Annotated in this window: 16 protein-coding genes and 2 CRISPR repeat arrays; of the genes, 2 read left to right on the top strand and 14 right to left on the bottom strand. The window is 26.4% G+C overall.

All coding sequences use genetic code 11. The features are described 5' to 3' along the window. Nucleotides 1-89: 89 nt before the first annotated feature. The 7 genes from ACFIJ5_RS09340 to ACFIJ5_RS09310 all read right to left on the bottom strand — a co-directional run bounded on the left by ACFIJ5_RS09340 (nucleotide 90) and on the right by ACFIJ5_RS09310 (nucleotide 7907). Complete coding sequence (locus tag ACFIJ5_RS09340) at nucleotides 90-614, bottom strand: transglycosylase SLT domain-containing protein (RefSeq protein WP_379806327.1); 525 nt, start codon at nucleotides 612-614, stop codon at nucleotides 90-92. A gap of 14 nt (nucleotides 615-628) precedes the next feature. Beyond that, nucleotides 629-2590, bottom strand: coding sequence for an ABC transporter permease (locus tag ACFIJ5_RS09335; protein WP_379806325.1), 1962 nt, complete (start codon nucleotides 2588-2590; stop codon nucleotides 629-631). Beyond that, nucleotides 2574-3338: an ABC transporter ATP-binding protein gene (locus ACFIJ5_RS09330; RefSeq protein ID WP_459253860.1), complete on the bottom strand. Its 765-nt coding sequence runs from the start codon at nucleotides 3336-3338 to the stop codon at nucleotides 2574-2576. The genes ACFIJ5_RS09335 and ACFIJ5_RS09330 overlap by 17 nt, the downstream gene beginning before the upstream one ends. A 190-nt stretch (nucleotides 3339-3528) precedes the next feature. Next, nucleotides 3529-3915 carry an ABC transporter permease gene (locus ACFIJ5_RS09325; protein ID WP_379806321.1) on the bottom strand — a complete coding sequence of 129 codons (387 nt, stop codon included), beginning with the start codon at nucleotides 3913-3915 and terminating at the stop codon, nucleotides 3529-3531. A gap of 7 nt (nucleotides 3916-3922) precedes the next feature. Next, on the bottom strand, nucleotides 3923-6073 hold the full coding sequence (locus ACFIJ5_RS09320) for an ABC transporter permease (RefSeq protein WP_379806319.1): 2151 nt from the start codon (nucleotides 6071-6073) through the stop codon (nucleotides 3923-3925). Then, on the bottom strand, nucleotides 6073-6753 hold the full coding sequence (locus ACFIJ5_RS09315; RefSeq protein WP_379806317.1) for an ABC transporter ATP-binding protein: 681 nt from the start codon (nucleotides 6751-6753) through the stop codon (nucleotides 6073-6075). The genes ACFIJ5_RS09320 and ACFIJ5_RS09315 overlap by 1 nt, the downstream gene beginning before the upstream one ends. Nucleotides 6754-7322: 569 nt before the next feature. Then, complete coding sequence (locus ACFIJ5_RS09310) at nucleotides 7323-7907, bottom strand: CD3073 family putative ECF transporter S component (protein WP_379806316.1); 585 nt, start codon at nucleotides 7905-7907, stop codon at nucleotides 7323-7325. A gap of 185 nt (nucleotides 7908-8092) precedes the next feature. On the opposite strand from ACFIJ5_RS09310, the gene ACFIJ5_RS09305 reads away from it, so the two are divergent. Then, nucleotides 8093-8551 carry a CD3072 family TudS-related putative desulfidase gene (locus tag ACFIJ5_RS09305; protein WP_379806315.1) on the top strand — a complete coding sequence of 153 codons (459 nt, stop codon included), beginning with the start codon at nucleotides 8093-8095 and terminating at the stop codon, nucleotides 8549-8551. Between the two features lie 396 nt (nucleotides 8552-8947). On the opposite strand, the gene ACFIJ5_RS09300 is transcribed toward ACFIJ5_RS09305, so the two are convergent. Continuing rightward, nucleotides 8948-10417: a hypothetical protein gene (locus tag ACFIJ5_RS09300; RefSeq protein WP_379806314.1), complete on the bottom strand. Its 1470-nt coding sequence runs from the start codon at nucleotides 10415-10417 to the stop codon at nucleotides 8948-8950. Between the two features lie 364 nt (nucleotides 10418-10781). Between ACFIJ5_RS09300 and ACFIJ5_RS09295 the strand changes: the two genes are divergently transcribed. Beyond that, nucleotides 10782-10982 (top strand): hypothetical protein, encoded by a 201-nt coding sequence (locus tag ACFIJ5_RS09295; protein ID WP_379806313.1) that lies wholly within the window; start codon nucleotides 10782-10784, stop codon nucleotides 10980-10982. Between the two features lie 150 nt (nucleotides 10983-11132). Continuing rightward, a CRISPR array of direct repeats spans nucleotides 11133-12764; the repeat unit is 30 nt. A gap of 418 nt (nucleotides 12765-13182) precedes the next feature. On the opposite strand, the gene ACFIJ5_RS09290 is transcribed toward ACFIJ5_RS09295, so the two are convergent. The 6 genes from ACFIJ5_RS09290 to ACFIJ5_RS09265 all read right to left on the bottom strand — a co-directional run bounded on the left by ACFIJ5_RS09290 (nucleotide 13183) and on the right by ACFIJ5_RS09265 (nucleotide 24664). Beyond that, nucleotides 13183-13473, bottom strand: a complete 291-nt coding sequence (locus ACFIJ5_RS09290; RefSeq protein WP_379806312.1) for an RpnC/YadD family protein — start codon at nucleotides 13471-13473, stop codon at nucleotides 13183-13185. Between the two features lie 426 nt (nucleotides 13474-13899). Further along, a CRISPR array of direct repeats spans nucleotides 13900-16472; the repeat unit is 30 nt; unit sequence GTTTCAATTCCTCATAGGTATTCTAAAAAC. A 785-nt stretch (nucleotides 16473-17257) separates the two neighbouring features. Continuing rightward, the gene (locus ACFIJ5_RS09285; protein ID WP_379806311.1) at nucleotides 17258-18166 is read right to left on the bottom strand and encodes an NARF domain-containing protein; all 909 of its coding nucleotides are present in this window, start codon (nucleotides 18164-18166) and stop codon (nucleotides 17258-17260) included. A 199-nt stretch (nucleotides 18167-18365) separates the two neighbouring features. After that, the gene (locus tag ACFIJ5_RS09280; RefSeq protein ID WP_379806310.1) at nucleotides 18366-20537 is read right to left on the bottom strand and encodes a TIGR03986 family type III CRISPR-associated RAMP protein; all 2172 of its coding nucleotides are present in this window, start codon (nucleotides 20535-20537) and stop codon (nucleotides 18366-18368) included. After that, nucleotides 20537-20968 (bottom strand): hypothetical protein, encoded by a 432-nt coding sequence (locus ACFIJ5_RS09275; protein ID WP_379806309.1) that lies wholly within the window; start codon nucleotides 20966-20968, stop codon nucleotides 20537-20539. The genes ACFIJ5_RS09280 and ACFIJ5_RS09275 overlap by 1 nt, the downstream gene beginning before the upstream one ends. An 11-nt stretch (nucleotides 20969-20979) precedes the next feature. Continuing rightward, entirely contained in the window at nucleotides 20980-22341 is a 1362-nt protein-coding gene (locus ACFIJ5_RS09270) for an RAMP superfamily CRISPR-associated protein (RefSeq protein WP_379806308.1), read from the bottom strand. Next, the gene (locus ACFIJ5_RS09265; RefSeq protein WP_379806306.1) at nucleotides 22331-24664 is read right to left on the bottom strand and encodes an RAMP superfamily CRISPR-associated protein; all 2334 of its coding nucleotides are present in this window, start codon (nucleotides 24662-24664) and stop codon (nucleotides 22331-22333) included. Before ACFIJ5_RS09265 ends, ACFIJ5_RS09270 begins: the two co-directional genes overlap by 11 nt.

The raw sequence follows: 24664 nt of genomic DNA, 5'->3' as shown, positions 1-24664 counted from the left end.
AATTTGTGTAATTTTAAAAATTTCCGAAGCTTTGCTTCGGAAATTTTTCCTCATTTTAACTTTATACTTTATACTTTTATCTTTATTTATTATAGTGTTGGATATAAAATTTTATATACTTTCATTCTTTTCTTTATTTTTTCTACATAATATTTTTTAAAATAATCTTCCCATTTTTTCTTTTCTTTTTCTAGGTTTAGATCTCCAGCGGCATCTGCATAATTTACTCCGCCCCATTTTGTCACAACTTCTTCTATATCTTTATTTTTATAATTTTGAGATATAAACCAAGTTCCTATTTTTATATTTGTATCTGGATTGCCTAAATTTTCACTCTTAAAATCTTTAAATCCCATTTGTTTTGCTAAAATCATTGCAGATTTATCTTGTAAATCCATAAGACCACATCTTTCCCCTTTTTTATAAGGTTTTGGATCAAAGTTTGATGAAACATTGATTATAGCTGCTATTAATTCTGGCTCTACACTATATTCTTTAGCATACTTTTGAATTTCAGCTTTATATTTTAAGGGATATACTAAACTTCTTGCTACCATGGCTGCTGCGAAAAATACTATAAGTAAACTAGCTAAAACTATACCTATCTTTTTCATTTAAATTCCTCCTTTTATCCTCTTTTTGTAACTATTTTAAAATAGAAATTAGATGTTACGAAATAATATATAATGTATATTACTAAATAAGGTATTAATGTTAAAACACTTACACTTAGTAAATTAATATTAAATGCTTTTGCAAATAAAGACACTGCTGCAAAACTGTGCATACATCCTAATACAAGTGGAGCTATAAAAACAAATGACATTTGTTTTAAAATATTAGTTTTAATCTCATTATCATCTACCCCTACTTTTCTTAAAATATCATATCTTACTACTTCATCTTGTGCTTCTGAAATTTGCTTAAAGAAGATTATACTTCCCATACAGATAAGGAATAGTAATCCTAAAATTATTCCTATAAATAACATAACTCCTACCATTATTGATTCTTGTTTATAGTCTGTATAAAATGTTGATAAGTCTAATATTTTATTAAAGTTTTCATCTTGAGAAATTGTAGTTTCTATTTTTTCAATATGTTCTCGTACGTCCTTTTCTAATTTACCACTTTCTTTTTGATTATTAACTTTATATGCATTAACTGTATATAAAGCTTCTCTTACACTAAATTTTTCATAAACACTATCTTTTACTACTACCAAATTCCTTAATGTATGTGCATTGAATAATGGAAAGCCTCTAAAATCTGCTATTTTAAATTTTTTATTTTCATTTTTAAAATTTATAGTAAGATCTTTATTCCTATAACTTTTCATATAATTTGAGTTATAATATTCATCAAATAAAATTACATCCTCTTCAGATTTTAAGTCTTCAAAATCATATTTTAAATTTCTAGATTTATATACTTTCTTTAATTGACTTTCTGATAATACATTTATTGTATCTTCTGAGCTGCTGCTATATTTTGAAACGTTAGGTAACATACCTTTTAAATTGTATACATTCACATGAACTTCAGATTTAATTTTATTATCAGGATACTTGTTTACCAAACTTTTAAAAGTATTATTAGCTTCATTTACTTTAGAGTTACCATAAATCATATATGAAAATGGCTTTGATATATCTGTTTTGTCTGAAAAAGTTTTGTAATAAGTTACACTTAATCCCATTGCACTTAGAGTAACTGCACTTAAAACAGCAATTGTTGCTAATGTATTTGCATTTCCTTTTATTCTGTAAAGTAATTGTGATGTAGATATCATGTTTAACCCTTTAAAGAATTTTTTTTCATTTTTCTTTGATATTTTAATCATAAATACCATAAACGAATTAAAAAAAGCATATGTTCCTGCAACAACTAATATAAGAGTACACATAGCAGTTAGCATAAAACTATTAAAGGGATGATTATATATATAATATCCTCCACCTATAAGTATCACTGATAAAACTGCTAAAATTAATGAAGCCTTAGGTTCCTTTTCTCTTTTGCTTTCTGCTTTAAATAATTCAATTAATTCATATCTGTAAATTATTGAGTATCCATGCACAGAAACAATAGCAAATAATATAAAGAAGATAATTAAAGTATCTTTAACTGCTTTTAATGAGAAAGTAAATTTTACAGCAGTACTTATACCTATTAATTTTATCAATATTCCAATGAATATCTTAGATAAGAAAACTCCCAAGATTATCCCAATTATTAAAGAGATAACCCCTATTGCCAATGTTTCATAGAATAACATTCTTCCTATTTCTTTTTTTTCAATACCTAATAGTGAATATAATCCTATCTCTTTTTTCCTTTTTCTTATAAAAAAATTGTTAGAGTACCATATAAATACAGCTGAAAACATTGCAATAACAATAGCTGCTGATTTAAATCCAGTATCTATCTTACCAAAACTTTTTGTTACTTCATTTACTACATCATTATATTGAATAGATTTAAATATAAAGTACATAGACACACTAAAAATCATAGAAAAAACATATAAAAAATAATTTTTAAAATTTTTCTTTACGTTGCTACATGCTATATTAAATAAGCCCACCATTGTCACCACCTATTCTAGCCATCATATCCATGATTTGTTGAAAGAAAGCTTTTCTTGTTGATGTTCTGTAAATCTCTTCACAAATAACTCCATCTTTTATTAATAAAACTTTTTTACAATAACTTGCTGCAAAAGCATCATGAGTTACCATCATTATTGTTGCTTTATCTTTTTCATTTAGTTCACTCAATGATTCTAATAAAGATGTTGAAGACTTTGAATCTAACGCTCCAGTAGGTTCATCTGCCAAAATCAGTGAAGGTTTTGTTATAATTGCTCTAGCTGCTGCTGTTCTCTGCTTTTGTCCTCCAGATATTTCATAAGGATATTTATTTAATAAATCTTCAATCCCTAAATTTTTTGATATATCCATCACTTTTTTCTTAAGTGTTCTAATATTAACCTTTGATAGAGCTAATGGAAGTGCTATATTTTCTCTAATAGTTAATGTATCTAATAAATTAAAATCCTGAAATATAAAACCTAGCTTTTCTCTTCTAAATCTTGCTAAATCTTTATCTTTCATTGTCGTTATATCTTCATTATCAATAAGAACATTTCCACTGGTTGGATTATCAATAGTAGATACCATGTTTAACAAAGTCGTTTTTCCAGCACCAGAAGGACCCATTATTCCAATAAATTCTCCCTCTTTTATTTCTAAATCCACTCCATTTAATGCAGTATACACATTTCCTTTAGAACCATATATTTTCTTTAAATTTTTTACAACCAAAACATTTTTCAATTTATTCATCCTCCTAACATTGCTGCAATACATCATTGCTTTCAAGCTTTGATTACATTATAGGCTTTAAATAAATTTTCTCCTATCGATAAACATTTCAGTTGTCTTACAACTTTGTAATGTAAATAAAGATACATAAGAAAAAAAGATATATTGCATAAAAAAGAGTAAAGATTTGCAATGCAAATCTTTACTCTTCCATTCTTATGTCATCAATAATGCTACTTTTTCTTATACGTCTTAGAGGAATTAAAGAAGATAAAAGTCCTATTGTAATGGATCCTATCACTGCTATTGTTACATCTCCCCAAGGAATTTGCCATCCAAACTCCATTAGTGAAGTTACTTTAGTATACAAGAAGTATGCAAGGGGTAAGCCTATTCCTAAACCACATATAGAACCTGTAAGTCCATATTGAATACCTTCAAAAAGAACCATTTTATTTATCTGTCCCATAGTCATACCAATTGCCTTAAGTGTAGAAAATTCTCTTTTCCTCAAAATCATATTTGTACTTATAGTATTTATTATATTCAAACTTCCGATAAGAGAAATTACTATAATAAAACCATACAAGAATACTTTAAATTGAAATATAGCTCTTCTTCTCTTCTTTTAAATTTTCTTCTACATTAGTAATAATATTAGTTGAATCTGCTTCTTCTAATTTTTTAATTTTAGAACTTACAGAATCCCTATCAGCATCTTTTTTTAGTTTAACATCAAAACCTTTAATATTTATTCCTTTAAATTCTTCTCCAAACCTTTTCTTATATTCTTTTTTATCAATAGATTGTGCTATTTTTTGCAGTAACTTATTAGAAGCTATTATTCGAATTCCACCATAACTATATTCATCATATCCATAAGGAACTTTTTCTAATACACCATTTACCTTTACTTTGAACACATTAGATGGAAATTTATTATTTTCTATAGAATAATTGTTTAAATCTATTGGTATTTCATCTCCAATTTTAAAATCTGCTGAATCATATATAACCATTTTCTTTTGTTTTTTAACAAATTCTCTATTTGTTACAACAACTAATACTCCATTTTCCATGTTCATATTTTCTATATCTACATTACCCTTTTTTAAATATTTCTTAGTTTCTTCTAATCTTTCATTATCATATCCTTCAATACAAGTTCCAAGTACACTATATTCTTTTCCAGAATTTTTTATTGTTTTATTACCCATAGGACTATATTCTTTGTATTTATTTGTTAACTTTTCTTTAGGTATAAGTGTTGAAGTATTAATTCTAGTATAGTTTTTGAATACCGTATCTACACCTGCAATATTTTTTACTTTATTATAATCATCTATTGTAAATTTGGGCTTTTCTTTTTCCGTTACTCGTTTTTGTATTTTATAACTTAAATTCTCTTCTTCATTACCAGTTTCATTTACTTTAAGTGCCATACTAGCAAAATTACTAAATACTATAAATAATATAACACTTATAGTTATTGAAAATGCAGTTATTCTAAATCTTTTTCTATTTCTTTTTATATTTTTGTGTGCCATTAATGATTCTACTTTCATGAATCTTTCTAAAAGACTTCTTCTTCTTTTTATTTTCTCTTTTTTGAAACTTCCTCTATTTTGAATTGCATCTAAAGGAGATACCTTAGAAGCTGTTCTTGCTGGAAGCATTGCAGAAACTAATACGGCTAATAATCCTACACCAGAACTTACTAAAATTATCATAGGTGATACAACTACCTCATTAGCTTTTATAAGCATATCTGAAGTTACAATAGTAAGTACAAATTTAAGTGCAAATATTCCACTTAATAAACCCAGTGGTATAGCAATAAAACTCATTATTAATGCTTCTTTAAGTACTATTGTTTTTATTTGTTTAGGGGCTGCACCTATAGATCTTAACACTCCAAACTGTTTAATTCTTTCTAAAACTGAAATATGAAATGCATTATATATAACTGCTATAGTTGATATTAACACTAGAAGAATTAAAACTCCTCCAACTACTATTAAAGTCTTATTTACATTACTATCTGGACTTTCGCCTAATAAGTTTAACAAATGCCTGTTAATAGAAAAAGCATCATTCTTATCCATATTTTTAAATTCTGATATATTATTTTTAATAGATACCCCTGATTTTAATTTTACAAATAAATTAAGTTCACTGCTTTCTGAAATTGAATTAATAAGTGTATATGATTTACTTTTTCCTGTATATTGACTTTCATAACTATTTACAAGAATACCTACTAATTTAAATTCTTTTTCTTTACCTTTAATATTAAACTTAATTTTATCATTTAACTTTGGCTTTATATCCATTTTTTCTAATAACCATTTTTCTACCAAAATTTCATTTTCATTTTTTGGCACTCTTCCTTTTTTAAGATTAATAGGAAGGTTTTTAAATCCCGTTTCGTTTAATTTATCAATCATAATTGTATACTTTTTTTCAATAGGTATTTTTTCTTTACTCTTTGTAAGTATTGATACACTTTCTACTTTAGAATTGTTCTTTAATTCGTTATATAATTTCTTATCTCCCTTTTTATATACAAAATGATAGTTTCCTTCTGTTTTTATTGTTTTTTGTATTTCACTTTCTCTCATACTATAAAGTAATGTTCCTATAGAACTTATTAATGCAACAGATAATATAATTCCAATAATGGTTAATATAGATCTTTTCTTTTGGGATTTAAGATATTTATATGTTATTTGTGTGTATTTTTTCATTACTCTATCACCTCATCATTGATGATCTGTCCATCTTGAAGAGTGATAACTCTATCAGCCATTGAAGCTATATTCAAATCATGAGTAATTACTATTATTGTTTGGTTGTATTTATTAACGGATAATCTTAAAAGATCCATTACTTCTTTTGTATTTTTACTATCCAAATTTCCTGTAGGTTCATCTGCAAAAATTATTGCTGGTTTATAAGAAAGTGCTCTACCAATTGAAACTCTCTGTTGTTGACCCCCTGAAAGCTCTGATGGTAAATGAGATTTCCTCTCCTTAAGACCTAAAACATCCATTATATCGTTAATATATGTTTTATCTACCTTATGATAATCTAATAATGAAGGTAATGTTATGTTTTCTTCTACATTAAGTACAGGAATTAGATTATAAAACTGAAATATAAATCCTATTTTTCTTCTTCTGAAAACTGCCAAATCTTTTTCTTTTAAAGTATATATATCTTGTTTATCAATGATAACTTTTCCTCTTGATGGTTTATCAAGTCCTCCTAATAGATGTAATAATGTGCTTTTTCCAGATCCACTGGCACCTACAACTGCTACGAATTCTCCCTGCTTTATTGAAAGGTTGATATCTTTTAAAGCTTCTACTTTTGTATTACCTTTACCATATACTTTACTTAAATTTTCTGTTTTTATGATTTCCATATTTAGCACTCCTTAACTCTTAATTATTCAAACTTTCTTGGGTAAAAAACAGTCGCTGCGGTAAATGATATCTTGCTTAGAAACTATTCACTTCAGTAACAAGTTCTAAGCTTTACTCATATTGAAAAAAGATTTTTTAATTAATATTCCATAGGAATCAGTAATTAAAAAATGACTTTTTTCAAATTCGTAAAACTAAGAACTTGTAAACTTTGTTCAAATGTTTCTTACGCAATATATCATTTACCTTCGCTAGACAATATTTTTATACTATAGAAGTTATATTAATTGTTTTCATCTCTAGTTAATATACTAAGTGCTAAATATTAAGATATAGTTTACATAAATATTAAGATTTTCTTAATAAAGTTATGTTTGGGATGTGTGTGTGATAGGTTTACTTTTTTGTTATGTTTACATAATTTAAGATATGTAAATAAAGAAAGACTTTTAAAAAAAGTAGAAAGTTTAAAGAATAATCTACTTTCTACTTTTTATGCCTTCTATGCAATTCAATTATTTAACTAGTCTTAATCCCTACTCTTTTAAATTTCCATGAATAACATATGCTATTGATATAAACCGCTTGTATATTTAGATTTTCTTTCTTGAGTTGGTTTGTATTTAGCTGGTAAGGATTTAATTAATAAATATATTAATATACAAGAACCAATTTTATCTAATAGATTATTTATTATTTTAGGAATAAAAGAAGAAACAAAAATACTATTTCCACTTTGTTTTAGCCACATGAATAAGAAATCCATTCCTGTACCTGTAAGTCCTCCATATACCCAAATACCAATAGGAGTACCGATTAACGGACATACTATACTTAATATAATTCCTGTTATTGTGGCAGTTACAAAAGTAAATTTGAATTTTTTACTTATAAAACCTACTACTAGTCCAACTACTACACTTACTATTAAAAAAGGAATATCTTTTGGACTGAAAATGATTCCAGTAATTAAATTAGTTACTCCACCTACAGCCGCACCGTACCAAGGTCCAAAATAAACTGCAATAAATATAGTTCCAATTGTATCTAGGTAAAGAGGTAATTTAAAACTACTAGCTACAATACCTAATATAATGTTCAATGCCACAGCTATTGAACATAAAAGCCAAATTCTTAATTTATTATTTCTCATGATGTCACACTCCTTAGTTTTATATATAAAATTATGCTGTTATATAACCCAAATATCAAATACTAAATTTCAATAGAAAAGCTATTATTTATTTGATTTTAAAATAACATTTGATTTTTTTAATAAAACATATAAATTGTATAATATAAAGAGTATTTAAAAACTACAATTAAGGGGATGGCAAAATGAAACGAAATAAGAAACTTATTTTAATTAGTCACTGCATATTGAATCAAAATAGTGTTGTTAAACCACTGGCTAGAGCTAAAGGAGCTTTTCCCATAATAAAATCATTTATAGATGAAGGTGTAGGTATAATACAACTTCCTTGCCCAGAATTTAAGTTTTTAGGTCCCAATAGAAAACCTATGTCAAAGGAAGAGTATGATACCCCTCAATATAGAGAATTATGTAGAAATTTATTTTTACCTATTTTAGAGGATATAAAAAAATATATTGAAAATGGATATGAATTACAAACTATTATAGGAATAAATCAAAGTCCAACTTGTAGTATAACTGGCAAAAGAGGAGTTTTCATGGATGAAATTTTTAAAATATTAGAAAAGGAAAATATACATATTGATTCTTTAGAAATCCCTACTGATTACACTGAAGATAGTGATCCTACTTCACTTTGGTAAATAGCACCCTAAACTCCCATAAATAATATCTTGCTGCAAAACCTTTTATTCTTTGCCATAAATGTATGACAGCCAACAAATAAAAATCGGTATAAAAACAGAAATCCTTCACTTCAGTAACAAGTTAATGTATATTTTTAGTTTACTTTTTATTTTATTTACATAATTTAAGATATGTAAATAAAAAGAGACTAAGAGAAAGTAAAAAGTTTAAAGAACAGAGAAGAAATAAGGAAGATTTTTCCGTAAGAAAAACCTCCTTATTTTTTCTTTAAACTTTTTACTTTTTACTTTTTTTAAAGTCGATTTTACGGAAAATAATTATTGCTAATATGCTCCATACAATTATATTTATGATTCCAGCTTCACCACATACATAAACTGATTTTGAAAATTTTAGTCATTAATCAATACCAATTTTTCTGGATTGAATTCTACATATGGATCATAATCTATGTTTGTTCCATCATATACTATGTATTCACAGTGAAATTCCTTTACTGCTCCAGGCTTAGGCACAAATTTACTCCAGTAATAATTTCCCCATTTTTCAACATCTTGAATCTTCACACAAAGTTTTTCATCTTTTAAGTATCTTTTAATAGATTCTACCAAAACTAGTGAAAATACTCTTTTAGACCAATATACAGAATAATGCTTTTCAGTATATAGCGGTAAATACGATATATCACATATCTTATCTATTATTTCATTTAAATTAGGTATAATCTTATGGAGTTCTAAATTACTTAATTCAGATTGCAAAGCTTTCTTTACATAATCTTTATTTATATCATCATCTTTAACAATATCGTGTATTTTCCAATTAGGATTATTCTTTTGAATTCTACAATCTTTATCTCCATAAATTATTAAATAATCTTTTAACTCATCAAAATCAACTTCATCTTCATCTATTAAAATAACTGGTTTTTTCCCAGTCTTATCTTCAATATTAGAAGCTATTTTTGAAATCCACCATGTAGTTTCATCAATATTATCATTATCTTTTTCATCTAAAATATTGTAATATTCAAATTTCCCTTTACACGTTTCTTTTAAATATTCTTTATAATGGAAATAAAAACTTTCTCTAAATATAAAAGGATATTCTTTATGAAATAAGAATCCCATTAAATTGTACATACACTGACTCTTACCACTAGCATTTAACCTTCCATAAACAAGTTGATTACTAACATCTTTACATCCCAATATATATTCATTTATATCTTTTTTAATAGAGTTTAGGATACTAGTTTCATAAGTTTTTCCCTTTCCACGCTGTCTGCAAAATTCATTTTTCACAACATGAATTAAATTTTTCAATTCACCATTCGATTCTATTTCACAAAACTTATGTATTGTATCGTTAATTTCATTTATTTTTAATTTAGCCATAGTTTTTACAATACTACTTTTCAAATTTACAAATGCGTTTTGAATCAAATTCTCTAAATCATATTCATCATCTTTAAACAATACAATATTTTTTCCATTAAGAATTATATCTACATCTTTAACATCTAAATAAACACCCTCAACTCTTATTCCCTTTTGCAATTCATCAATACTAAAAATATTTTTTCTTGAATAACTGTTTACAAAATAATGACCATATGGCCATCCATATTTATCTTGAAGATTGTAAAATATATCATCTACGACAGATTTATCTATTCTATCTTTAGTTATAACAATATATTGAGGATACTCATTAGGACTATCCTCTTTTAGAAATTCTTTTTCTAATAAAGTAAATAACAAAATTTTGTTATCATTTTTTATTTTCATATTTAATGTTTTGTAAAATTCAAACACAACTTCTCTTAGGTTTTCATCTAAAATCAAATTAAATTTTTCCATAGTTGTATGCCCCTTTTTAATTATTAACCAAACCGCTGCGGGAAATGATATCTTGCTCAGAAACCTTTCACTTCAGTCTCTTTTGTCGGCTTTTTAATTTTCATTCCCACAGCTACTTGTTTTTTTATACTATTGATATCCATAATAGCCCCCCATTGAATATTTTCCAACTTAAATTATTATAAATTAAATATATATTTCTATATTTATAAGTATTTTCCTTTATAAGTTAACTCTAAATTTTTGTTTTCATTCTATAGATTGAATTTTTAAATACATATAAAATATTGTTGAACCTATTATTTCAAGTAAAAGTTGGGTAGTCGATTATTTTAGAATTTTATTTCTAAATACAAAAGTAGATTTGGCTTTCGACCCACAAGATTTTGTAGATAAACCAAAGTCAAATGACTTTGGACCATATGCTATGAACAATACTGAAATGATAGAATGGAATGGAATTATTATTAGAGTTCCACCATTAGAATTACAATTAGAAGTTAATGAAAGAAAAAAACAATTTGATAGAGTAAAAGCTATTAAGGAGTATTTAGGACATAGATAGTAATTAAAATATTTCTTACACACAGTATACTTTTATGCTGCTAAAGTTGAATTTTATTGATATAACTTTCTCAGATAAAAAATAGCCTCTACAATGGTATGTTACTTGAAAACCATTCACTTCATATTACCTCAAATTAGTTTTAAGACTATTTCAATTTCTTATAGGTATTCTAAAAACAGGTAAAAGAACTGTGGGAGATAAAGCTTTGACGTAGTTTCAATTCCTTATAGGTATTCTAAAAACTCAAAGGTTACAGCAATATGAGGAAGGCAGAGCTTGTGTTTCAATTCCTTATAGGTATTCTAAAAACGGAATTATCTAAATTACAGAAAGAGTATACAAGCAAGTTTCAATTCCTTATAGGTATTCTAAAAACACTAAACAGATGCAACATGGTATTATAATTGTATCAGATGTTTCAATTCCTTATAGGTATTCTAAAAACTGGTATGCAACAACAGTGTATACATAAAGGTTGCAGAGTTTCAATTCCTTATAGGTATTCTAAAAACAGTTTATAGATTCGAAAAATCAATATTGGGGTGACTAGTTTCAATTCCTTATAGGTATTCTAAAAACCTGCGTTTCGCGTGCTATTAAGCACCACGAATTGATGTTTCAATTCCTTATAGGTATTCTAAAAACACTATATGGAGGTTCAAACAGTGCATTAAAAAATGCAGTGTTTCAATTCCTTATAGGTATTCTAAAAACGCAATAGTTGTCACGATGAAGAACATCCAGAAAAGTGTTTCAATTCCTTATAGGTATTCTAAAAACGTAGTGCTAACAGATGTGTCATTAAGGACATAAGCAGGTTTCAATTCCTTATAGGTATTCTAAAAACTTGCAAGGCATAGGAAATAAAATTGTAAATGAAAGTTTCAATTCCTTATAGGTATTCTAAAAACTTTCTAGTAAAATATCTAAGAATCAATATCGAGAAAAGTTTCAATTCCTTATAGGTATTCTAAAAACTACAACAACGCAGGGTGGTCAAATTGCTCACGGTTGCGTTTCAATTCCTTATAGGTATTCTAAAAACACAGACCAGTTTGCATCCCGATCAATTTGTGGTATGTTTCAATTCCTTATAGGTATTCTAAAAACGTATATATATGTATAATATTATATATAGTATTTAAAATTGTTTCAATTCCTTATAGGTATTCTAAAAACATGTTTGTGCCTTTCAATATCTCCCCGTCTTCGCCCCGTTTCAATTCCTTATAGGTATTCTAAAAACTATCACACCATTCGTTCACTGAAGGAATTTCACTGTAGTTTCAATTCCTTATAGGTATTCTAAAAACCTGTTTTCAATTTGATGAAACAACATGTGATTACGCAGGTTTCAATTCCTTATAGGTATTCTAAAAACCTGACTTGATGAGCTTAGCCCTCAAGCATATCTAAAGTTTCAATTCCTTATAGGTATTCTAAAAACTATAACCTTAAAATATTTTGCAACCCTAACTTAGATATGTTTCAATTCCTTATAGGTATTCTAAAAACTTAAAATTGTTTGAATTTAGATTTAATACTAGTCCGTTTCAATTCCTTATAGGTATTCTAAAAACTATCAAAATGAGTAAGTAAAATATCTAACTGTTGCATGTTTCAATTCCTTATAGGTATTCTAAAAACACTATTGCTACTACGATAAAGGGAAAACGGACGATAGTTTCAATTCCTTATAGGTATTCTAAAAACTAATGAAATGAGTGGTTCTTTAGGAATAAAAAAATAGTTTCAATTCCTTATAGGTATTCTAAAAACCCGTCCAAAAGGCATTATAGCACACTTTGTAAAAATGTTCAATTATTAACAAATTGTAAACAGAATATAGAAATGTAGGATTCATGCGGGTTATAAGATTCGTCGATCCCCGGGGATTTTTACGCTATTGGGGGTCGACGAAAATTAGATTTATATTATAAATAGTTTTAATCATTAGTTATGATATTAAATTTTCAGTCAAAATATTCGTTTTCACTTTACATAATAGTTTTTCTCGCTGCTTTAACCATTTTTTTACTTATACAATTACTAAATTATATACAGTAAATTTTTACTTTTACTAAAAAATCTGCTTAACCATTATAAATCAATGATTAGGTGAGTTTTAAAATCAGAATCAGTCGGTAAGATCAAAATGATACAGTAATTGTAGCTTACTAAAGATTAACGATAAACCTTATTGATTTAAACTTTTGATTTCTTCTGTACTTAATCCTGTAACATTTGCTATCTTTTCTAATTTCATTCCAATTACTAATAAATTTTTTGCTATTTCAATTTTTTCTTCTTTTCTTCCTTCTTTTTTTCCTTCTTTTATCCCTTCTTTTCTTCCTTCTTCCTTAGCTCCATTAATCATATTAGCTCTTTCATGAAGCGATTTTTCTCTAGCTTTATAAATTTCTATTGTTTCTTTATCGCTGCTTAGATATTCAAGTCTCTCTTCTGCTCTTTTTATGTCCTTATCCATCTCCATCAACTCCTTTAATCTTTCTTTTTTATATTAAAGGAAACTCAGATTCATTCTTCATCTGAGTAAGCGATTCACACCAAATTAAAAATTTGGGTTCTCTGCTTAAGAAAGTCAACCATCTTTGAAGTCTATCTTCTTTTAAATATTATATCCTAAAATCCAATTATTTTTAATCATATTTTTTAATATTATTTATTTTAAGACAACTATATTTTATAACCTTACTCATAAAAATCAAGCCCTATTATAGTTGTTGAATTTTTTAGGGCTTAGTATTTTATCTTTGATACAATTTGAAAATATTTTCTTCATAATATAAAGCAATAAATAGATACAATTAACGTTTACTACTTAATACTAGTCAATATAATCGTAAATTGGAGAAATTTTTTAAGATTTGTAAAACTAAAAGTTAAGAAGATATGCTTCAATTCCTCTTAGGTATTCTAAAAACCAAAATGTGTGAGGCATGGAGTTTACCAAGTAACTATGTTTCAATTCCTCATAGGTATTCTAAAAACGTTTATTTAGTGGGATAGGTGCTTTTGAAAAAGCATGTTTCAATTCCTCATAGGTATTCTAAAAACGTAAAAAATCTCGTACCTTCTGCTATCGTTGCACCGAGTTTCAATTCCTCATAGGTATTCTAAAAACGATCGTCCTTGGGTAGCTTAAAAACATAGAGCAGTTATGTTTCAATTCCTCATAGGTATTCTAAAAACTGAATTCATATTTTTTGTAGTGTCTGCAACTGTAGAAGGTTTCAATTCCTCATAGGTATTCTAAAAACGGGACACAGCATTAATGGTATTAGTGGCATTTATGAGTTTCAATTCCTCATAGGTATTCTAAAAACGTTGGCCGATAAGCACAAGTGATTATAGTGAACATGAGTTTCAATTCCTCATAGGTATTCTAAAAACTGGATGAGGTCGCTGATTTATTAGGTCACAGTGATAGTTTCAATTCCTCATAGGTATTCTAAAAACTTGGAAATACACGGGTTTGCAGCCTGTTTTGCATCGTTTCAATTCCTCATAGGTATTCTAAAAACGAGATAACTGCACATTTAGAAAAATGTTTTGGTGATAGTTTCAATTCCTCATAGGTATTCTAAAAACATTCCATGAGCCGCTGCCAATGCGTAGTCCTTAGCGTAGTTTCAATTCCTCATAGGTATTCTAAAAACTGAAAAATACAAAATGGTGGAAAGATAAAGAAATATGTTTCAATTCCTCATAGGTATTCTAAAAACAGGGAAACTAAATTTAAGCACAATAAAAGCTCACATGTTTCAATTCCTCATAGGTATTCTAAAAACAGATAAAATTTTATATTATAAAGAAGATTTAAAAGCGTTTCAATTCCTCATAGGTATTCTAAAAACTTAATTTATTATTAAACAAACTAAATGAATAGCCACAAAAGTTTCAATTCCTCATAGGTATTCTAAAAACTACATTGCATAATTGGATTCCATTTAAACAAAATTTGTTTCAATTCCTCATAGGTATTCTAAAAACATCAAAACCCATATTTTAAATTAAGTTTTGATATTAATCGTTTCAATTCCTCATAGGTATTCTAAAAACACGAACATCTGAATCAGCTTGCAAGGATGTTTGAAAAGTTTCAATTCCTCATAGGTATTCTAAAAACGCTACTAAAAAAATGGCTGATACTATGCAAGGGAATTGTTTCAATTCCTCATAGGTATTCTAAAAACAAAAATTACGATGCTTTAATGCTTTTAAACAATCTTGTTTCAATTCCTCATAGGTATTCTAAAAACTGGCAAGGCACATGGTTGCGAATGCTGGGTTTACAGGTTTCAATTCCTCATAGGTATTCTAAAAACCAACAGACAATTAATTTTAAACCAGTTTCATTTAGCAAGTTTCAATTCCTCATAGGTATTCTAAAAACATAGATTTATGAATTTATAACACTTTTCAGAGTTAAGTTTCAATTCCTCATAGGTATTCTAAAAACAAAGAATTAAAGAGGTGTCTGATATCAAGGAAATGTGTTTCAATTCCTCATAGGTATTCTAAAAACCGCCAGCATCACAGCAGGGCTTCTTTTTCTAGGTGTGTTTCAATTCCTCATAGGTATTCTAAAAACAACAATTTAAGATTAAAGATTGACTATTGTAATAGTAGTTTCAATTCCTCATAGGTATTCTAAAAACTGAAGATGCGTCAGACAACGGTCTTATGGAGAATAGGTTTCAATTCCTCATAGGTATTCTAAAAACGAAATGGGAACATACAATAGTTAGGAGGAATAATATGAGTTTCAATTCCTCATAGGTATTCTAAAAACGGTGAGGTCTTACGGGCTTCTTTTTTTAGTTCATTCTAGTTTCAATTCCTCATAGGTATTCTAAAAACGGTGAGGTCTTACTCCCTTGACTTCCTCTTTAGTAGTTTCAATTCCTCATAGGTATTCTAAAAACAATCAAATTCAAGAAGTTGAAGCGAATCATATCTATTGTTTCAATTCCTCATAGGTATTCTAAAAACACTGAAACGGTTCAAAGTGTTACTACATCAGACAAGTTTCAATTCCTCATAGGTATTCTAAAAACTTTTAATTTACTTCTATTTCCACTTATTCTCTCTTCAGTTTCAATTCCTCATAGGTATTCTAAAAACATGTTATTGTTGTCATATCATCATCTGAAATATTACTTGGGTTTCAATTCCTCATAGGTATTCTAAAAACTAAACGACAAAAAAAATTATAAGACAAGCGCCAATGTTTCAATTCCTCATAGGTATTCTAAAAACTCCAATAAAACTTTAAAACCTTCTCACGCTCAAGATGCGTTTCAATTCCTCATAGGTATTCTAAAAACGCTGCATATTTTAGTTTTATATTAGTCCATAAAATTTCGTTTCAATTCCTCATAGGTATTCTAAAAACGGCGATTATTCTATAACTTACAAAGATAGTGTGGTAGAGTTTCAATTCCTCATAGGTATTCTAAAAACCCGTCCAAGGGGCATTATATCACACTTTCTAAAAATGTTCAATTGTTAACAAATTGTAAATAAAATATAGAAATATAGGATTCATGGGGGTTAGCAGATTCGTCGATCCCCGGGGAATTTTACGCTATTGAGGGTCGACGAAAATTAGATTTATATTATAAATAGTTTTAATCATTAGTTATGATATTAACTTTTCAGAAAAATAGCATAAAATCAAAATATATAAAATCAAAAATTTTCTATTATTATATGGTGTTTTTTCATTTTAAATTAATCTTATTGTAGGCTTATACTCTCTTAAGCCCATATCATATTCATACAAGATAATATTTTCCCTATCAAACATTAATCTACCTATAGTAAAAAGTTCCTCAACTGTAGTAATACTAAATAAATGTATATACTTTAAGAAACCTTTTAGATTATTAATATTATTTGAGTAGAAGTCATATTTCTACCTCTACTCCACATCTTTTTTATAGTCAATTTTAAATCTATCATCATTTACAAGTGCATAAATATAAGACGGTCCTCTTAAATCTTGTAATTCAGTAGTATTCTCTACTCGTCCTCTTTTTAACCCCTCTACTATATCACTTATAGGTATATTATAATTAGTGGTACTTGGAACTATATGATTGCCTTTTACCTTATATGTAAATGCTTGTCCTCTTTTTGAAAAAACTTCTGCCCCTCATATTCTAACAATATCTTTTTTATTATTTTTTCAGAAAAACACATAATCTAACACCTCTATATAAATACTTATAATAAAAATTTAAATATTATATACATTTATCATTTTCATCATTGGATAAAATAGCATCATGAAATTTTAATAAATTTAATAAATTAGCATATAAAGTAGCTTGAGAATTAGCGAAATTTAATTTTTCAGATATTCCTGTATTTAATCTTACATTAGTTGAATAGTAAAAATAAGCCAACCCTTGTTTACATTCATTTTCTTCTATTATATTTTGAATTTTTTCCTTATATTTTTTTGCTTTTTCTTCATTACAACATTCATTATTAAATAATACAATATCGCAATTGCTTAAATTAAAATTACTATCTATTGAAACACATCTAATTATATTAAATTTGATTAGCACATAATTTATACAACTTTTCTTTTCCTTGTCACTATATAAAAGAAGTATTTTTTTGTTTTCCATTAAAATTTCTTCTTTTTTACACTCATTAACAATTTTTCTTATATGTTCGACTTCTACTTCAACATTATTTGCTACCTCTTTTGGTAATTTTTCATCTATCTCTTTTTCAACTATATGGTTAATTTTATTTTCGTATAACTGTTTAATCTTATTTTTTATATGATTTTTTACATATATAGTTATAGCCAACGAAAAAATCAACAAAAGTGCACTTCCAACTGTCACAATTGTAACTAATCTATCATCCACACTAGATTTTTTACTTTCTATATCTATTTTTTCATCTGCCCACTTTTGATTTAATGCATTATATTTTTCTATTAACTCCTGATTATCTTTTTTTAACTCATAATATTTCTTCATAATCTCTTCTTTTGACATTGTTTCATTAATCGAAGGCTTAGCAGCATAAACTATACTATTATTTGTATCCATTAAACAAATTGATGGACAAAAGATAATAAAAAGTATCGCTGTAAAAATTAAACCTTTATAAATTTTTTTCATCTTCTTCATCTTTTTCACCCACTGTACATTAATATTTAACTCAACTTTTTCAGTAAAAAATGCTGCTTAACAAAAGAAAATGATATATTGCATAATAAACATTTGAAAAAAGTTATTTTTCAATATGAGTAAAACTTAGAACTTGTTACTGAAATGAAAGATTTCAAAGCAAAATATCATTTCCCCTAGCAACTGTTTTTCTCCTAAATTATTTTTTCATTACTCCTATTTTAAATCTAATAGATAAACGTTTCCTCATTGAATCTTTATCTAACTCACTTTCATCTTCTTCCTTAGTAACCGCAGCTTGTTCTTGTGAAGTCATTTCTTTATCCTCATCTATATACTTTTCTACAGGTTTAAGTATCTTTCTGTTTTTAAAATCTGTTATTCTCATATAATTAAATTCTGGTTCACAAATATCTCTTGTCTTTGATTTACTATAGGAAAAACATTTATACATATATTCATTATCAAAATCAACATTTATGTTTTGCTTTTTCATATAATCTTTAAATTTACCTATGCAATCATTTTTACTGCCCATTATTGATTTTTTACTTGAATTCATATTTAAACTTATAAATCTATCTTGAGAATCTATCTCTACTATATCGTCAATTTCAAACTTCACTTTTCCATAACCATATGGCTTTCCCTGCCCTAAATTTTCTTTGGCATCCTCAAAAGGTTTTATAGACATTAATAGTAATCCTAATTCATCTTCATATAAATTTTCAAAATAAATTCTTCCTTTAAATATTGCCCCTTTATCTACAGGGTATAAAACTGCATATTGTTGTGCCTTTTCTCCTTTTTTATACTCATCTTTATCATCGTGTGTATGTCTAAGCCAATAAAATTTTTCTCCCCTAAGTTCAAAATCATCACTACTATATGTTTTTAACTTTTTAGGATTATTAGTGTTTTGTTTTAAATAAAGCTGGAAAGAACTTATTTTAGGATTCATAAGATGTTTTAAAATAGGCTTTTTTATTTGATTGCAGTTTCCTGCTGATTTAACATTAGTAAAACTTACTCTTCCTTTGTAAGACTTAGTTTTATTCTCAGTACCTTCACTATAGCTTAAATTAGTGAATCCAAAAATGCTTTTAGCATAATCAATATTTCCTTTATTCATTTCTTCACAATTTTCTTTATTTGTTTTTATTCCATCTTTAACAGATTTTTTATAAGTTACTTTTAAATAAGGAGTAAACCCAAAAGATATAATATTATCTTCTTTATCTGTTATATAAAATATAGGCTTTTCCTTTCCTTTAACAAAATCATTATCTTTGTTTATTTCAAAATTTTCCACTTCTATAGCTTGCCTGTATTTTACACTAGTTTTGTATTGATTTATCAAATCTTGACTTACTATTTTTTCCTTCTTGTCATTATCTTTTTTAAATATCAAATAATGATTTTGTTTATGATTTAATCTTGATGAATTCATTAAAATTCCATAATCATCATCATTGATTGATTTTACTACTTTTTTTATTAATGGTGAATTATTTTCTTTTAAACAGTATAATGCTTTATAATAATATGGTTTAAATCCCTTTCTTTCATTGTGTTTTAATAAAGCTTCTATCTCGTTTTGTAGGTCATTTACCATATATTTAAACTTATTCTTTTCATTTTTAGATAACTCTTTTTCTTTATTTTTAATTTTTCTATTAATCTCTTTCTTTTTATTCTTCTTATCTTTAATTAAATACCATAATTCTTCCCTACTATGTTTATCTCTAAACTCATACATAAAAATATTACTTCTAATATTTTCATCTATCGTTTTGTATTGTTTTCTCAGCATACTCTCGTGTATCTCTCTAAAATATTTGCCATTTTTATCTTTCTTAGCTGGAATAACAAACCACTTATTATCCTTTCTGCATAAGTACCCTGCTTTAACTTTTTCATTAATATTTCCAGTTTCACCAGATAACACAGCATCTGTATACATTTTTTTGAGTACATCTTTTGAAAAAGCACCTCTAAACCATAATTTTTTATCCTCTACAAACTCTGGATAGGAACATGATAATATTTCAGCATTACTTCTTACTTTTCCTCTTACAGTACTTCCTGGAATTACATAATCTCCATTAACTCTAAAAAAATCTTTATTACCATCACTTATAAACAAAGGAGTTTCTACCTTTACAGAATAATCTATATACCCTGTTTTTAAACCCAATTTAAATTCATCATGCTTTGGTAATATATCTATTCCTTTATCTTCGTTTTCACAATTTTTTAAAAGAGTATGTCTATAAAATATTTTCTCTGGAAATGGTATAAAATTATATGGAGCTTTTGCATATTTTTCACTACTATTTTTATTTAGATAACTTGAACTCCTATCTTTCACTACTGTTTCCCCCCTTCAACATCACTCTTCCTTATATCACTAAGTTGGGTATAGCATATATAAGCTTGTCCGTCTTTATCGTAATTTAAGTAATTCCTTATCACCAATTTATAATTTTCATCTTTTTTAATTTCAAATGGTAATTTATTTTTATTTAAAATTTGTCTTTCTTCTATATATTCTTTATCTTTTCCATTAAACTCAACTACAGAAAATTTTTCTTCATCTTCACACTTTATAATTGATATTTCTTTATCTATATCAAAAAACTTTGCTTCAATTAAATTCTCCAAATCATCTTCTAAAATATCCTCTATTTTTCCTTTATTCAATTCTATTAATTTTAAATCACTAAAAGTATTTATCCATGCGTATTTTAAATTAGATTCCTTTATTTTATATATAACCTCTAATTTTGTTGATTTCTGCATTACATCACCTTCTATTCCTTAAGAATACTTATAATATCATTTATTTCGTCTACATTTCCTATTAGTCTTGAATCTTGGAATATCACTTTTTTGTTATAATCCATTCCATCTATAGTAATTGATCTTCCTTTAAATCTTCCATATCCTATATTATTTCCGCTGCCTACAGTTACATATCCCAACCCAATATCTCTAAAAGCTAATATGATTAAAGCTAATGCTTTTTTATCTTTTTTATTTACTATTACATTAAATTCTACTGGATTATTCTCAGAGACAACAGCTAATTGTTCCTTAAATGTTGATCCTGTCATAACTCCCCCAGTAAATCTATCAATTTTTATTCTATTATATATTTGAGATTTACCTTCCTCTATCTTGCAATCCTCAAATGTCATAGTACCTTTTTTCCCTTTTTCATTATCATTTTCATTAGTTTTTTTACCAAATATATTATCTATAATTTTTTCATCTTCTTTTCCTAACGTTTTACATATCTTACTGCAATAATTTTTCACAATACCTTTTATAGTTGACGATGGTATCACATACATATCTTCTAAATTAATATACTCTTGATATGACTTATCAAAGACTTTATCTTTTTCAACAATCTGTTGACCTTTTATTATAAATCCTTCATCACAATAAGCTTTTAAACTAACTTTAACTTTATTGCTTTTACAATCACATTTAGAAATATCTTTAGTTTCAAGATTCCCTAACACTAAGGAATCAACATTAAAATTTAAATAGTCATCTAAACCTTTTTCTATGGATAAATCATATTCCTTATAATATAATTTATTATGTTCTATGGCATTAAATCTACCAAATCCAAAGGTTGTTTTACTTCCAACAGCTATCTCACCCTTTGAAATTTCACATATAAATTGTTCTAAATACCTACATAGATTTTCATATTTATCTTCTTCTAACTCTAATCCACGTATTTCAAAAAATAATCTAAATGTTTTACCTTCTGTTATATGACACTCATTAAATAAATGATTTTCTACTGAACTTCCTGTTTCTACATCTATATTTATATGATTTCTAAATGATAGATCTTCTAATTTTATTTTTTCTTGTGATATTGCATCGTAAAAATATATTTTTGAAATTTTTTTATTATCTTCATCTTCATTTTTTTCATCATTTACTCTAGGAAAAACTAATTCATACACTTCTTTTTCTTTATACTGTTTTAAAAATTCTCTAAATAATCCTGAAAGTGTAGTACCATTTATAACTGCATGATTATCATAAAGTAATATTCCATTTCCTTCTTTTTCACCATTCCCTATTCTAAGAGGTGATATGTTTTTCACATTTAAAACATACTGCTTTATTTTATTTATATTATCCAACATCCTCACCTTCCTTTGTTTTTGTAGAATAATAAAATATATCTCTTACTGCATTTAATATAATTCTTTCTTTTCTAAAATTACTTTTAGAATCTTGTTTCATAATTTCTTCTATTATGCTTTCTTTAGATTTAACGTTCTCCAATCCTTTATATAAAATATTCTTCGCAATCTCATATATTTTTTCATCAGATAAATTTAGTAAACTCTTTAAAGTTTCATTTGATAATATTTCAGAATTCAGTATATCACTATTTCTCTTGTTTCGTTCACTATTTTGAGTAGTCTTTTTAAGTCTTTCTACTTCTTTTTTAAATTCATCCATAGGATTGTTTTCTTCACTTAATAATGATCTATCAATAGCATCTACAATGTTATTTATTTGACTTTTGCTAATACTCTCTAACTTACTACCTAATAAAGTGCTTACAGTATTATTCTTAATACATTTATCAATGATTATTTTGTTTTTACATTCTTCTATATAAGGTATTAATTTATTACTTAAAGTATAAAAACTATTTTCTCTACCATATTTATGAGGATTATTAGTACCTTTATATTCTATATTTTTAGGATTTAGAAATTTAGGATTGATTATTACTCTACCTAATCCATCTTGTTTTCTATCTCCCTTTTGATGTTTGATAAAATCTTCAATTACTTTTTCATTTATTTTATTCTTAGTTTTATCTAAATTAATTCTAATAACACTACCTTTTTCTATACCATAAACATGTGGCACACAAGACCTCCATGTACTATTATATCCTGTTAATATAACCGGATTTATTTCCATATTTATATTTTTTTCATTATTTATATCTTCTTTATTTAATTTTAAATTTAAGTTCTTATTTAAATATTTATAAGAAAAAGAAGAGGTTATTTGATGATTTTCATCTCTCAAAATAGAATCTGATAAAAAATAGATATCAATTTTATCTTTAGACACATTACTTTTAATATATTGTAATTTTTGTTTCAACTCACTAAAATCTTTAATTGTTTCTATTTCAGAAACTTCACTTGCCCCATATCCAGAAGTCCTTGAACCACCTAAATAGAGAATTTCTCCCCTTTTCAATAAATTATATATTTCTTTTTTTAAACTTTTATCTATTCTTGAAACATCCACTACTCCATAAAACTTTTGACCTTTAGAAATAGATTCATATCTAAATATATTCTCTTTTTTTGTATGATTGGAATGATGAAATCTATAATCTTTTTTTACATTAAATTGAAAAAGCGTATTCTGTTTATAATAAGAAAAATCTCCCTTCTTCAATTTTATAACTGTTGGTTTATCATCTACTTTTTTATTATCAAAAACATTAATAAATTCATTACTTTTATATAAACTCTCATCTTCTTTATCTCTATCTTTAGTTATTCTAAAAATATTAGGTGTTGGAAATGAATAATATTTATTATTTTCTTCTTCATATACAGGGTAAGCATCATAAAAATATACTTTTTTAAGTAAATGGTTAAAATCATCCTCTTTTTTAGTATCCTGAGGTTTATTTAAATACTTACCTATGATAGCTCCTCTAACTATAGAACCTGATATATATGATTTAGTTTGTTCATAATCATACTGAGACTGGCTATCTCCTATTTTAACTGGCTGCTTTAAATCTACTTCATATAATAGATAATCAAAGTTATGATTTATATTCCCACCTTTTTCTGAATTTATCTCAACTATTTCACCAATCTTTACATTTACTAACCCTTTACCACGACTTTTATTAATTCCTAAATTCTTTAATGATTTTATTCCTTTTTTTAAAAGAGTTAACTGCAATCCTTCTAATTGATTTAAAGATAAAACAAATCCATTAAAAACTAAACCTTTTTTTAACACTCTAGAAGCTCTTAAACTTTTAGATTCTGATACTCCATTATCACCCATTTTTATACCAAATCTTATATCACTTAAAGAAGGTAAAATTAAATCTTTCTTTTCACTCTTTTCTTTTTCTTTAACCTCATAGCTACTAAATATATCTGAAATTTCTTTATCTAAATAAAAATTTGTAAATTTTAATATTCCTTCATTTTCTATATTATCTGTTTTATTATTAGAACCAAATAATCTATCAACTACTTCATTGAAATCACCTTTATTTTTACTGTAATAAGGTTTTAATATAGTATTTATTGATTCTTTTAAACAGCCTTTAAAAGTCTTTCCTAAATAATAAGGAAAACCTTCTTCATCTAATAAAACATCTGTATTAACTATTCCATTTTGAGATTGTCCATTACCAAATATAGTTTCTGATAATAATTCAATAGTGATTGGATACTTGTACAT

Origin of the sequence: Haloimpatiens myeolchijeotgali (genome assembly GCF_042688525.2) — a bacterium.
Taxonomy (GTDB): domain Bacteria; phylum Bacillota; class Clostridia; order Clostridiales; family Clostridiaceae; genus Haloimpatiens.
Note: the sequence above shows the minus strand (reverse complement) of the source record. Positions and strands in the feature narration are given on the sequence as shown.

Excerpts from the sequence above, each read along its gene's own strand:
- ACFIJ5_RS09340 (WP_379806327.1), bottom strand. The coding sequence starts at position 614 with ATGAAAAAGATAGGTATAGTTTTAGCTAGTTTACTTATAGTATTTTTC.
- ACFIJ5_RS09335 (WP_379806325.1), bottom strand. The coding sequence starts at position 2,590 with ATGGTGGGCTTATTTAATATAGCATGTAGCAACGTAAAGAAAAATTTT.
- ACFIJ5_RS09320 (WP_379806319.1), bottom strand. The coding sequence starts at position 6,073 with ATGAAAAAATACACACAAATAACATATAAATATCTTAAATCCCAAAAG.
- ACFIJ5_RS09315 (WP_379806317.1), bottom strand. The coding sequence starts at position 6,753 with ATGGAAATCATAAAAACAGAAAATTTAAGTAAAGTATATGGTAAAGGT.
- ACFIJ5_RS09310 (WP_379806316.1), bottom strand. The coding sequence starts at position 7,907 with ATGAGAAATAATAAATTAAGAATTTGGCTTTTATGTTCAATAGCTGTG.
- ACFIJ5_RS09305 (WP_379806315.1), top strand. The coding sequence starts at position 8,093 with ATGAAACGAAATAAGAAACTTATTTTAATTAGTCACTGCATATTGAAT.
- ACFIJ5_RS09300 (WP_379806314.1), bottom strand. The coding sequence starts at position 10,417 with ATGGAAAAATTTAATTTGATTTTAGATGAAAACCTAAGAGAAGTTGTG.
- ACFIJ5_RS09290 (WP_379806312.1), bottom strand. The coding sequence starts at position 13,473 with ATGGATAAGGACATAAAAAGAGCAGAAGAGAGACTTGAATATCTAAGC.
- ACFIJ5_RS09285 (WP_379806311.1), bottom strand. The coding sequence starts at position 18,166 with ATGAAGAAGATGAAAAAAATTTATAAAGGTTTAATTTTTACAGCGATA.
- ACFIJ5_RS09275 (WP_379806309.1), bottom strand. The coding sequence starts at position 20,968 with ATGCAGAAATCAACAAAATTAGAGGTTATATATAAAATAAAGGAATCT.
- ACFIJ5_RS09270 (WP_379806308.1), bottom strand. The coding sequence starts at position 22,341 with ATGTTGGATAATATAAATAAAATAAAGCAGTATGTTTTAAATGTGAAA.
- ACFIJ5_RS09265 (WP_379806306.1), bottom strand. The coding sequence starts at position 24,664 with ATGTACAAGTATCCAATCACTATTGAATTATTATCAGAAACTATATTT.